This is a genomic window from Solibacillus daqui (genome assembly GCF_028747805.1).
In the GTDB taxonomy this organism is placed as follows: domain Bacteria; phylum Bacillota; class Bacilli; order Bacillales_A; family Planococcaceae; genus Solibacillus; species Solibacillus daqui.
Window position 1 is genome coordinate 1,069,479 of sequence record NZ_CP114887.1, and the last position, 12,881, is coordinate 1,082,359.

The 12,881-nt window shown below is 36.5% G+C and carries 10 protein-coding genes; all 10 read left to right on the forward strand.

The features are described 5' to 3' along the window. Positions 1 to 319: 319 nt before the first annotated feature. The gene (gene rny, locus O7776_RS05010) at positions 320 to 1,873 is read left to right on the forward strand and encodes a ribonuclease Y (RefSeq protein WP_274309521.1); all 1,554 of its coding nucleotides are present in this window, start codon (positions 320 to 322) and stop codon (positions 1,871 to 1,873) included. Between the two features lie 730 nt (positions 1,874 to 2,603). After that, positions 2,604 to 3,512 carry an ATP-grasp fold amidoligase family protein gene (locus tag O7776_RS05015; protein WP_274309522.1) on the forward strand — a complete coding sequence of 303 codons (909 nt, stop codon included), beginning with the start codon at positions 2,604 to 2,606 and terminating at the stop codon, positions 3,510 to 3,512. Between the two features lie 321 nt (positions 3,513 to 3,833). Then, on the forward strand, positions 3,834 to 4,805 hold the full coding sequence (gene galE / locus O7776_RS05020; RefSeq protein WP_274309523.1) for a UDP-glucose 4-epimerase GalE: 972 nt from the start codon (positions 3,834 to 3,836) through the stop codon (positions 4,803 to 4,805). Between the two features lie 274 nt (positions 4,806 to 5,079). Then, positions 5,080 to 5,877: a TIGR00282 family metallophosphoesterase gene (locus tag O7776_RS05025; protein WP_274309524.1), complete on the forward strand. Its 798-nt coding sequence runs from the start codon at positions 5,080 to 5,082 to the stop codon at positions 5,875 to 5,877. A 184-nt stretch (positions 5,878 to 6,061) separates the two neighbouring features. Further along, entirely contained in the window at positions 6,062 to 6,826 is a 765-nt protein-coding gene (locus tag O7776_RS05030; protein ID WP_274309525.1) for a tyrosine-protein phosphatase, read from the forward strand. 67 nt (positions 6,827 to 6,893) lie between these two features. Further along, complete coding sequence (locus tag O7776_RS05035) at positions 6,894 to 7,799, forward strand: LCP family glycopolymer transferase (protein ID WP_274309526.1); 906 nt, start codon at positions 6,894 to 6,896, stop codon at positions 7,797 to 7,799. A gap of 77 nt (positions 7,800 to 7,876) precedes the next feature. Then, complete coding sequence (gene galE, locus O7776_RS05040; protein ID WP_274309527.1) at positions 7,877 to 8,974, forward strand: UDP-glucose 4-epimerase GalE; 1,098 nt, start codon at positions 7,877 to 7,879, stop codon at positions 8,972 to 8,974. A gap of 227 nt (positions 8,975 to 9,201) precedes the next feature. After that, entirely contained in the window at positions 9,202 to 11,037 is a 1,836-nt protein-coding gene (locus O7776_RS05045) for a polysaccharide biosynthesis protein (RefSeq protein WP_274309528.1), read from the forward strand. A 35-nt stretch (positions 11,038 to 11,072) separates the two neighbouring features. Continuing rightward, positions 11,073 to 12,206 (forward strand): DegT/DnrJ/EryC1/StrS family aminotransferase, encoded by a 1,134-nt coding sequence (locus O7776_RS05050; RefSeq protein ID WP_274309529.1) that lies wholly within the window; start codon positions 11,073 to 11,075, stop codon positions 12,204 to 12,206. After that, positions 12,193 to 12,846 carry a sugar transferase gene (locus tag O7776_RS05055; RefSeq protein WP_274309530.1) on the forward strand — a complete coding sequence of 218 codons (654 nt, stop codon included), beginning with the start codon at positions 12,193 to 12,195 and terminating at the stop codon, positions 12,844 to 12,846. The genes O7776_RS05050 and O7776_RS05055 overlap by 14 nt, the downstream gene beginning before the upstream one ends. Positions 12,847 to 12,881 lie beyond the last annotated feature (35 nt).

Sequence of the window (12,881 nt, forward strand, 5' to 3'; positions counted from 1 at the left end):
TTTGTTGACGAAATTCACCAACATCGAATCAGATGGAAGGGGATTACTGGGTATTGGCACATATATTTTGAAAAGCGTACATACCCACTATGATTTTGCGCATAAAATCCAAAAAGTACTTCAATTTTTGGATACAGGTAATAAGATTCAAAAAAGCGTGGAGTTATGGCTATTCTTGACATAGCTAAATTGGAACTATACAATTAAACATGTATACTTTCTAAATTTTGAAATGAAATAGGCACTATGTTTGAAATTTAAACATATTAGGCCGACTGAAAGAACATCAGACATATAGGCTTAGGAGGGGGTTTTAAAGATGGAGATCATTATCCCTGCTTTGCTAGGATTCGCTGTCGGTGTCGCTGTTATCTATTTCTACATGAAAAACGTGAATGAATCAAAGGTGACTGGTGCAAAGCATGTTGCCGAGCAAATCGTTGATGAGGCGAAGCGTGAAGCAGATGCATTGAAAAAAGAAGCACTACTTGAAGCAAAAGATGAAACTCACAAATTTCGAACTGAAGCCGAAAACGACATTCGTGAACGTCGCAACGAACTTCAGAAACAAGAGAACCGTTTATTGCAAAGAGAAGAAAATCTTGACCGCAAAGATGAGGCTCTGAACAAAAGAGAGACAGGTCTAGAGCGTAAGGAAGATGCTCTAGCAAACAGACAACAGCATATTGAACAGATGGAAAGCAAAGTGGAAGAATTAGTTGCAAGTCAAAAAACAGAGCTTGAGCGTATTGCAGCACTTACTCGTGATGAAGCGAAGGAAATTATCCTGAAGGAAGTTGAAGATGAACTGACAACGGATATCGCGGTTATGACGAAGGAATCTGAAACACGCGCGAAAGAAGAGTCAGACAAAAAAGCACGCGAAATTTTATCGCTTGCACTACAACGCTTTGCAGCTGACCATGTTGCCGAAACAACAGTGTCCGTTGTAAACTTACCAAACGATGAGATGAAAGGTCGCATCATTGGTCGAGAAGGTCGTAACATTCGAACACTGGAGACACTTACAGGAATCGATTTAATCATCGATGATACACCTGAAGCAGTTATTCTATCTGGTTTCGATCCAATTCGTCGTGAAACAGCACGCCTTGCACTTGAAAAATTAGTACAAGATGGCCGTATCCACCCAGCACGCATTGAAGAAATGGTTGAAAAATCACGTCGTGAAGTGGATGAACAAATCCGCGAAACAGGTGAACAAACAACATTCGAAGTAGGTATTCATAACCTACATCCGGATTTAATGAAAATTCTTGGTCGTATGAAATATCGTACAAGCTATGGTCAAAACGTGTTAAAGCACTCAATCGAGGTAGCGCATTTAGCTGGTTTACTTGCAGCTGAGCTAGGCGAAGATGTGACGTTAGCACGCCGAGCAGGTTTATTACATGATATTGGTAAAGCGATTGACCATGAAGTCGAAGGAAGCCACGTTGAAATTGGTGTTGAATTAGCAACCAAATATAAAGAACACCCAGTTGTTATTAACTCAATTGCATCTCACCATGGTGATACAGAAGCAACTTCGGTTATTGCGGTACTTGTAGCAGCAGCAGATGCGTTATCAGCAGCTCGCCCAGGTGCACGTAGTGAGACTTTAGAAAACTATATTCGCCGCCTTGAAAAGCTTGAAGAAATTTCAGAAAGCTATGATGGTGTCGAAAAATCATTTGCGATTCAAGCTGGTCGTGAAGTACGTATTATCGTACAGCCAGAAAAAATTGATGATCTTGCATCACATCGCCTAGCTCGCGATATTCGTAAGCGTATCGAGGAAGAGTTGGACTACCCTGGACATATAAAAGTGACGGTTATCCGTGAAACACGCGCCGTTGAATACGCAAAATAATAACGAAAATTAAGCCTTAAACTAAGTGGGATTTTATAATCCTGCTTTAGTTTAAGGCTTTTGTGTTTACTTTGTTATTATAATTTTCTAATAATATCCAAAGACATCTTCTGGTCAAAATTAATTTATTAACGTAACAAAAAAGATTAATGCTGTGTAATAAATGATATAAAATTGGGATGCAAAAAGTGAATCAAATAAAAGTTGGAGCAATGTTATCATATGTTTCATTTAAATTTACTCTTGTTATATCATTAATCTATATTCCAATTTTAGTTAAAAACTTGGGACAAGCTGAATATGGTGTTTATTCATTGATGGCAGCCTTTGTATAATATTTAACAATTTTTGATATGGACCTAGGTAACAAAGCCAATGATTGAAAACAGCTAAACAATAATTAGTAAATTAATAGAATCGCAATGTAAGCATACAATTTTAGTTGTAAGCTTCAATTGCGCCCACCTGTTATTCGGGGGGGCGCTATTTGACGTTAATTTTTAATATAGGAAAAACCTATAATAGTAGTCATATATTAAATGATTCGAGACTATACTATTAAAAAGATAGAAATTGACTTTATATTAATTCATCAAAAAATAAAACAAAGTATAAAAATACTCCATCACCACTATCCCTACTCTATTATTCACAGTTAATTTCAACTAATCTACTTAATTTAGTACCAATTAGTCATGTGAAAAATAATAGGAGGAGGCGTAGTATATTCATGAAATTACCAATACAGGCCAAGCGTTATGCATTTTCGCAAATCGTGAAGTTATCACCGATTGTCGGGAGTAAACTGTTGTTTTGGAAAACTTTTAAATACCGTTTGAATTTGGAAAATCCGCAAACTTTTACTGAGAAATTGATGTGGTTGAAATTGTTTGAGGATGTAGAGTTTAAAAGAAGATTTACAGATAAGGTGAAGGCACGAGAATATATGATTACGCTGGGCTATAGCCATTTGTTGGTGCCGACTATAGGGATATTTGATGAAGTAGACGATATTATATTTGAGCAATTGCCAAGAAAGTTTGTTTTGAAATGCTCGCATGGCGCTAGACTTACGATTGTTTGTGAAAATAAAAGAGAAATGGATTACAGACAAACAAGGCTACAATTAGCGGAAATGATGGCGATGGATTATTCGTTGGAGCATGCGGAGCCTCATTATGCAATGATTCACCCTAGAATTATTATCGAGCATTTTATAGAACCTTCGACTAGCAATGTTTCGAATGAATATAAAATTCATTGCTTCCACGGGGAGCCGAAGCTTATTGAAGCGACTGTGGATTGTTCTATTCCAAAGCAGCAGACGTTAATGCTGACGTCTGATTGGCAGAATACGGATTATATGAAGAAAAAGTCTTCGCATGATGAAGCAATAGCAAAGCCAGAGCAGCTCGAGGAATTGTTGGCAATTGCTAAAAAGCTGAGCAAGCCATTTACGTACGTACGGGTCGATTTGAAAATTGTAGATGAGAAAATTTATTTTAATAACTTTACTTTTTCACCTGAAGCATGCTTATATGTCAACATTCACGAAGAGGCCAATCAAAAGCTTGGGCAATGGCTAGAGCTGGACATCGGTAAAACAAAGCAGCAAGTTTCATACGCTCGTTCTAAATAGTAATCACCTTAACTTTCAAGGTGGATGTAGCATGATACTCATTGTGTCTATTATTGCTACTTATACTGTTGAATAAGCGATCAAAGGTTGTTTTTAAAGCCTTCAACAGCAAACATTGATATCGTTGGAAAGTCAAATTATTCGGGAATGCAAAATTTTATCTCAGCTACTATGGAAACGCCGGTTGATGAAGCCGCTAGTGAATCTGAGACCGTATCTAACTTTTATCCGATTAGTGCATAATGTAAAAACTTGATCATAGATTTATCAACATTGTTACTGTACAACTAAATTTTAAAATAGTATATGGGGGCGTGTACGTTGATTTTAGTCGTTGGTGGAGCAGGCTATATTGGGAGCCATGTTGTTAAAGAACTTATTCAAACAGAGCAAGTTATCGTTTATGATAATTTATCTACAGGGCATCGTGAGGCAGTGGATGAACGTGCTATTTTTGTACAAGGGGATATAAAGGATGAAGTAAAGTTAACACAATTGTTTACACTTTTTCCGATTACTGCAGTAGTACATTTTGCTGCGGCTAGTTCGGTTGAGGAATCCGTCCGAAATCCTTGGCATTATTATGAAAATAATGTAGGTGCAACACTAAATTTACTAAAAGTGATGCGTGTCCATAAAGTAAATAAGTTAATTTTCTCTTCTACAGCTGCAACATATCAACCGATCGAGCAAGGGTTCCTCAATGAAGACAGCGCAACTTGTCCAGCAAATCCATATGGGCGCTCAAAGCGAATGGTTGAACAAATTTTAGAAGATTATACAACTGCTTATGATTTTCAATGTACAGTTTTAAGATATTTTAATGTAGCTGGAGCAGATGCATTTGCGCAAATCGGCGAAAGTCATTTACCTGAAACGCATTTAATTCCTCTTGTATTGAAGAATTTAAATGGCGAAACAGAGTCCATAAAGATTTACGGGGATGACTATGACACAGCGGATGGAACATGTATTCGAGATTTTGTACACGTTGAGGATTTGGCGACAGCACATATCTTAGCGTTGGAGGCTTTAACTATTGAGCAAACACCTTTTACGATTTATAACGTAGGCAATGAGCATGGCTATTCTGTGAAAGAAATTATTAAGACATGCGAACAGGTGACAAATAAAAAAGCGACGATTGAAAATGCTAAAAGACGTAGTGGCGATCCAGCGCGGCTTGTAGCATCATCTAAGAAAATAAGACAAGCGCTTGGTTGGGATGCGGAAAGGGACCTACAAACGATGGTTGAGCACGCTTGGAACTGGCATCAACTTCAGAAGTATTAACCGATAAAAGCCTTCTGGGAATTCGCAAATAAACTCCGAAAATCGCACATGTCTCCCGTGAATTCGCACATATACGCCAAAAAACCACACATATCCTTTCAAAGTGGTCGTACTGCTGCATGGATCAAATGCAGCAGTTTTTATTTTGCCAAAAGTACTGAATAACCTTATTCAATAATTGCTTGCTTATCAGAAACAGTGGTAAAATGGAGTAATGTTTAGCTTATGGAATTATGCTAGGGCATATGGATTAGTAGAAAGTGTGGTTTTAAAAATGAAAGTATTATTTATTGGTGATATCGTAGGTTCGATTGGTCGCGATGCGGTTGCGACGTATTTACCTCGTTTAAAAAAGAAATACAATTTAGATGTTGTGATTGCCAATGGTGAAAATGCAGCAGCAGGGCGCGGTATTACACGAAGCATTTACAATGATTTATTACAAATGGGTGTAGATGTTATCACGATGGGGAACCATACGTGGGATAACAAAGACATATTTGATTTTATCGACGATGCGGATTATTTAGTGCGTCCAGCAAACTTTTCAAAAGATGCACCTGGTCGTGGCGTGACACAAGTGACGAAAAATGGTGTGACAATTTCAGTCATTAATCTACATGGACGTGTATTTTTGCCACCTCATGAAGATCCATTTGCAATGGGCTTAGAACTTGTCGAAGAAGCACGTAAAACGTCACCACTTGTATTCGTCGATTTCCACGCTGAAGCAACAAGTGAGAAAATCGCGTTAAGCTGGCATTTAGAGGGCAAAGCGTCTGTCGTTGTTGGTACACATACGCATGTACAAACAGCGGATAACCGCATTTATCCAGGCGGAACAGCGTATATTACCGATGTTGGGATGACAGGCCCTTATGATGAAGTATTAGGAATGGGTAAAGACAATGTCATTTATAAATTTTTAACGAATATGCCAGCGCGCTATGAAGTGCCAAAAAAGGGCCGCGAAGTGTTAAGTGCATTCTTCGTTGAAATTGATGACAAAACAGGTAAAGCAGTACGTCAAGAGCGCGTATTAATAAACGAAGATAATCCGTTTCAGGCATAAATAAAAATAATAATATGAATCCAATAAACACCTATCAAATCAATGTATAGGTGTTTTTTCTTGTGAATAAGTAATTTAGTTTATTCGATATAGAAAATTAATATAAAATCGAGAACAAAAAGATAAAAAATAATATGCATATTATTGGGTTTAAAAAGAATAAGTAATAGTAGAGGTGGGGATTATGGTTGATATGCATTGTCATATAATATGGAATGAAGATGATGGTCCAAGGTCTATGGTAGAATCTATGAAGTTAATCGAACAGGCGGTGAAAGAAGGAATAACAGCACTCATTGCCACCTCACATAGCAATCATCCGCAATATGATGTGGGGTACAACGTAGTATCGGATCAAATTGACATTTTACAAAACGAAATAATAAACAACAAAATACCTCTCACACTATATACCGGTCATGAAGTACGGTTATCCGAAAAAATTATTCCACTCTATCAAGCAAATCTCATTCATACACTAGCAAACTCACAATTTTTACTATTAGAATTACCTTCCTATACTGTACCTAGTTATACTAATCACATCATTCATGCGTTGTTAATGGAAGGTATCACGCCCATTATTGCACATCCTGAGCGCAATAAAGCAATTGCCGAAAATCCAAATCGGTTAGTGCAGCTTATTCGACAAGGGGCGTTTTCACAAATAACGGCCGGCAGTTTAACCGGTCATTTTGGGCGTGCCGTACAAAAGCTGTCGCTTGATTTAGTGAGGGCTAATCTCGTGCATGTGTATGGATCTGATGTCCATAATTTAACGACACGCCCATTTCTTTTTGATCAAGGTCTTTGCTATTTAGAAAAGAAAAAAGAATTAGAGACTGTGGACATTTTACTTGAAAATAATGCGAGGATTTTACAAAATATCCCCTTCATTATTAAAGAACCTGAAGAAACTGCTACAGCGAAGTGGTGGAAAATATATTAACATGCAGTTGCAAGTACTATTAGTAAATCAACAGCGAATTTAAGCAATAACAAATAGGAGGCCATTGATGAAAAAATGGAAGTGGGCGGTTGGCATTGCCTTCGTAATATGCATTGCAAGCCTAATCGTTGTGATTAATGTTTATGGTGATATTAAAAGTACAGCAAATGAAATGTATGCCCCAATTAATAATGAAGTATCCGTAATTCGCCCACAACCAGTTGATATTACATCAAAAAAAGAGCCGTTTTCTGTCCTTGTTTTAGGAGTAGATGAACGAGAAGATGACACGGGTCGTTCTGATACGATGATTGTATTAACCGTTAACCCAACACTTCAAACAACGAAAATGCTTAGTATACCTCGTGATACGTATACGGAGATCATTGGTAAAAGCTATAAAGACAAGATTAATCATGCTTATGCATTTGGTGGGGTCGAAATGTCAATGAAAACAGTGGAAAATTTATTAGCCATTCCGATTGATTATGTTGCAAAGGTCAATATGGAAAGCTTTGTTGATATTGTAGACATTGTGGGAGGAATTACAGTTGATAACACATTAGATTTTCAATATGATGGGGAGCATTTTTCAACTGGTGAATTGAAATTAGATGGAGAAAAGGCTCTAAAATATGTCCGAATGCGCTATGAGGATCCAGCAGGTGATTTTGGTCGGCAAAATCGACAAAAACAAGTCATTCAAGGTGTTTTAAAAGAGAGTTTGTCACTTAATACTTTATGGAACTATAAATCGATTTTCAAAACATTGGAAAAAAATGTTGAATTAAACGTGGCTTTTGAAGATCTTCTGAACATTCGAAAAAACTATGGCGATAGTTTCAAAACGATTGAGCAGCTTTATTTTAAAGAAGGCACTGGTACCATGATGAATGAGATTTATTATTATGTTCCGAATGAAGCTGAATTGCTCGATATTCAAAATATGCTTAAAGATCATATGGAAATGTAAAAAAAGAGGATAGAGCTTTGTCGAATAATGGGTACTGCCCTTTTTATTGAGGGAAGTATGAATAGTCCCGTTTTTAAATGAATATGATAAAGCTTACAAACTCTTTTTTAAGAGATATAACTAAGTCTTTTTTACCTGATAAAAACATTAGAAATAGAGGGGGAACGACAACGAATATTTTAGTAACTGGCGGTGCGGGATACATTGGTACACATACTTGTATAGCGCTAATTGAATCAGGACATACAGTGGTTGTCGCTGACAATCTCAGTAATAGTAAAAGGGAGTCTATAGAAAAAATCAAACGGATTACAAACAAAGAATTTCCTTTTTACGAAATTGATATATCCAATAAACAAGCAGTTGAGACTATTTTCGAAAATCATCGGATTGATGGCGTCATTCATTTTGCTGGGTTGAAAGCTGTCGGTGAATCCGTTGAGAAACCGTCTATGTATTATGAAAATAATCTTGTTAGTACACTTGTATTGGCTAATAGTTGTTTGAAGTTTGGAATAAATCGATTTGTATTTAGTTCATCGGCCACAGTGTACGGTGAAAATGAAGTGCCGTTTGTTGAGACGATGGATTTATTACCCACTACCAATCCATATGGTGAAACAAAGGCAATGTGTGAGCGGATTTTGACAGATATCGCTAAAGCAAATCCGTCATTTTCAGTATCGTTACTACGTTATTTTAATCCAATTGGAGCACATGAAAGTGGGTTGATTGGTGAAGTACCGAATGGAATACCAAATAATTTAATGCCATTTATAACACAAGTCGCTAAAGGAATGCGAGAATATTTAAGCATCTTTGGCAACGATTATCCAACGATTGATGGCACGGGTGTTCGTGATTATATTCATGTGATGGATTTAGCAGAAGGGCATGTGGCTGCTATCAATTTTGTATCGGAAGGGGTCCATATATATAATCTTGGTACAGGTCAAGGAACAAGCGTATTGCAATTAGTAAAGGCATTTGAAGAAGCGAATGGCGTTACGATACGCTATGAAATTGAGGATCGTAGGCCAGGAGACATTGCTTCTTGCTATGCGAATGTATTTAAAGCTAGACGAGAGTTGTGTTGGATAGCAAAGCGCGATGTTGTGACGATGTGCAAAGACGCATGGCGATTTGAAAAAAATTATCAACATCAAGTAGTTTAAAAAAAGTAAGGTAAAACAAAGACGAAGGGCAAACTTAATTCCAAACTTTGTATTGGGAAATGATCATTTTTAGTATTTAAGTAATATTACTCTTTTTACTTAGGACATTTCCTGTAAACCATTTGTAAAAATTTTTCAATACGAGGAATAGAACTCTGTAACATAGTCATATAATATGAATCACGCATTATAATACTATGAACTATTATTTTGAGGGAGGATAGTTTGTGAATTATACAGTAAGGTATACAATATTTTTTATAATAGATTCACTTATTGTGTTATCAGCTATTTTTATTAGTTACTACTTATTGCATCCTACATTTCATATTTATTCTGACTCATTAATCATCTTGAGTTCAATCACATTATTAATTAGTCATCATATTATGGCCTATTTTTTCCAACTGTATAATCGTATCTGGAGTTTAGCTTCAGTTAGAGAATTGTTAACGATAGCTTATGCGGTGACTATTTCAGTTATTGCAGCGAGTGTTATGCAACTTCTAATAAAAGGTGATATCTATTTCCGAGTTATGGTTGTTACATGGCTATTGCATATTGTATTGATCGGTGGCTCGCGCTTTTTATTAAGAATTGTGCATGATAGGACATCATTTAAACCGAATGGCAATTTAAAACGAGTATTAATCATCGGCGCTGGGGAGGCAGGAACAATGCTCCTCCGTAGTATTAAGAAGAATCCATCCGAATATCAAGTGGTGGCCGTTGTAGATGATGATCGAAATAAAAAACATTTAAAATTAATGGATATTAATGTGTGTGGAACAACAAAAGATATTCCACGTATTGTGCAAGATAAAAAAATTGATGAAATTTTTTTAGCAATCCCTTCCCTAAGTAAAAAGGAAATTCGAGAAGTTTATTCACGTTGCTTAGAGACGAAAGCAACTATCAAAATTATGCCAAAAATTGAGGATGTCATGACAGGTAAAGTTTCGGTTAATGATATGCAAGAAATAAAAATCGAAGACCTACTAGGACGTGAAGAAATCAAACTCGATATGTTGGCGCTCTCCAATAATCTAACAAATAAAATAATCCTCGTAACAGGTGCTGGCGGATCCATAGGTTCTGAAATCTGCCGTCAAGTAGCACAATTCCAACCAACACAAGTCATTTTACTCGGTCACGGTGAAAACTCAATATACTCAATCCATATGGAATTATCAGAAAATATAGATTTTAAAGAAATAGAATTCATTCCAATTATTGCGGATGTACAAGATAGAGAGCGAATTTTTGAAGTGGTCGAACATTTTCAGCCAGATGTAATTTATCATGCAGCTGCTCATAAACATGTACCGATGATGGAATATAACCCACGAGAAGCAGTGAAAAATAATATTTTTGGGACAAAAAATGTAGCAGATGCGGCACATACATTTGGTGTCTCTAATTTTGTCATGATTTCAACTGATAAAGCGGTGAATCCGCCAAACATTATGGGAGCAACGAAGCGAATTGCCGAAATGATTATTCAGAATTTAGCAAAATATAGCGATACGAACTTTGCTGCAGTCCGTTTTGGTAATGTACTTGGCTCACGTGGAAGTGTCATTCCAAGATTCAAGGCACAGATTGCTGCAGGAGGCCCAGTCACCGTTACACATCCGGAAATGACTCGGTATTTTATGACCATACCAGAAGCATCAAGACTCGTATTGCAAGCTGGGGTACTTGCGCGTGGCGGAGTAGTTTTCGTACTTGATATGGGGGAGCCGTTGAAAATTGTAGATTTAGCAAAAAATCTCATTCGCTTATCAGGATTTACCGAAGATGAAATCGGTATTGAATTTTCGGGTATTCGCCCCGGGGAAAAGATGTATGAGGAATTACTAAATGCAGCGGAAATTCAGGAGGAACATGTTTATCCTAAAATCCATGTTGGCAAAGCAAATTGTATTAGCGAGCAACAATTAATGTCTATGCTAATCGAAATAGAAGAATGTGATTCAGAGAAATTAAAACAAAAGCTAGTTGATATCGCAAATGGAAGGTGGATGAAAAGTACTGATTTTCTACCTGAAATAATAGTTTGAGTAAGTAATAGATACCGGAAAGGGAGATTTGCATAATGGAGGATAAAATTTTTCTTTCATCTCCACATATGAGTGATGAAGGGTATGAGATGCAATATATTAAGGAAGCTTTTGATACGAATTGGATTTCTCCACTCGGTGAAAATGTAAATCAGTTTGAAAAAGAGCTGGCAGAAAAAGTAGGAAGCAAATCTGCAGTAGCTTTATCGTCAGGAACGGCGGCAATTCACTTGGCATTAAAAGCTGCAGGAGTAATGGATGGAGATATCGTTTTTTGTTCAACACTTACATTCGCAGCTACAGCCAATCCAATTATTTATCAAAATGCGATTCCAGTTTTCATTGATAGTGACTATGAAACTTGGAATATGTGCCCGAAATCTTTGGAAGAGGCATTTCTGAAATATCCAAATGTAAAGGCTGTTATTGTGGTCCATCTTTATGGCTTATCTGCAAATATGGAAAAAATCGTTCATCTCTGTCAAGAATATAATGTTGCATTGATCGAAGATGCTGCTGAATCACTTGGAAGCTACTATAGAGGTCAGCCTAGTGGAACGCATGGTGACTATGGTATTTATTCTTTTAACGGCAACAAAATCATTACGACCTCTGGCGGAGGGATGCTTGTTTCAAATAATGAAATGAAAATGGATAAGGTGAAATTTTGGGCAACGCAATCAAGAGACCCTGCAAGGCATTATCAACATAGCGAATTAGGATTCAACTATCGAATGAGCAATATTGTTGCTGGAATTGGGAGAGGGCAATTGAAAGTGTTAGATCAAAGAGTAGAAAAAAAGAAATATATTTTTGAATATTATAGAAACGAATTAAGTTCTCTAAAGGATATTGAGTTTATGCCAATCAATGACTGGAATGAGCCTAATTACTGGTTAAGCGCTATAACAATGAATGGAAAGATAAGACCGCTAAATGTGATAGAGGCGTTAGAAAAAGAGAATATTGAATCGAGACCTATTTGGAAGCCAATGCATCTGCAACCGTTCTTTGAAAAATATGATTTTATTGGTACTAACGTGTCGGAAGAATTGTTTGAGAATGGCGTTTGTTTACCTTCTGATACAAAGATGACGGAAAAGGATTTGGAAAAAGTTGTGGACATCATTAAAACAGTTATGTTGGTAGGTACTCATGCAAGCATGTAACCTTTCAATTTATAGCAGATTTGTAAAAAGGCCAATGGATTTCATATTAGCATTATTAGCAATTATAATACTTAGTCCAATTTTTTTTATTGTTACTATATTAGTGCGTATTAACCTTGGAAGATCTGTGATATTTAAACAGAAAAGGCCTGGCAAAGATGAACAAATTTTTACTTTGTATAAGTTTAGAACAATGACAGATGAAAGAGATGAACAGGGAGAGTTATTACCAAATAGTTTGAGGTTAACAAAATTTGGTAGGTTTCTTCGTTCAACATCACTTGATGAGCTTCCTGAACTTTTCAATATTTTAAAGGGGGATATGTCAATTATTGGACCAAGGCCTTTGGTTATCGAATATTTACCCCATTATACGGAGCAAGAAAGAATTAGGCATTCCGTGAGGCCAGGATTATCAGGATTAGCTCAGATTAATGGTAGAAATACTGTTAACTGGGAAATGCGTTTTGCTTATGATATTAAATACGTTGATAAAATTACTTTTATCGGAGATTTAAAGATAATTATAAAAACAATTATCCAAGTTATTAAGAGAGCTGATATTGGGGAGAGTGGTGTGGATACTCCAATAGACTTTGATCAGTATAGACAAGGGAAACTCGAAGTAAGTGATTCTTAAATTGTTTGAGTAAGTATAGCTTAATAAGAAATGTG

What these genes read in the sequence shown, in the direction of transcription:
- rny (WP_274309521.1), top strand. Translation starts at nt 320, where the DNA reads ATGGAGATCATTATCCCTGCTTTGCTAGGATTCGCTGTCGGTGTCGCT.
- O7776_RS05015 (WP_274309522.1), top strand. Translation starts at nt 2,604, where the DNA reads ATGAAATTACCAATACAGGCCAAGCGTTATGCATTTTCGCAAATCGTG.
- O7776_RS05025 (WP_274309524.1), top strand. Translation starts at nt 5,080, where the DNA reads ATGAAAGTATTATTTATTGGTGATATCGTAGGTTCGATTGGTCGCGAT.
- O7776_RS05030 (WP_274309525.1), top strand. Translation starts at nt 6,062, where the DNA reads ATGGTTGATATGCATTGTCATATAATATGGAATGAAGATGATGGTCCA.
- O7776_RS05035 (WP_274309526.1), top strand. Translation starts at nt 6,894, where the DNA reads ATGAAAAAATGGAAGTGGGCGGTTGGCATTGCCTTCGTAATATGCATT.
- galE (WP_274309527.1), top strand. Translation starts at nt 7,877, where the DNA reads ATGAATATGATAAAGCTTACAAACTCTTTTTTAAGAGATATAACTAAG.
- O7776_RS05050 (WP_274309529.1), top strand. Translation starts at nt 11,073, where the DNA reads ATGGAGGATAAAATTTTTCTTTCATCTCCACATATGAGTGATGAAGGG.
- O7776_RS05055 (WP_274309530.1), top strand. Translation starts at nt 12,193, where the DNA reads ATGCAAGCATGTAACCTTTCAATTTATAGCAGATTTGTAAAAAGGCCA.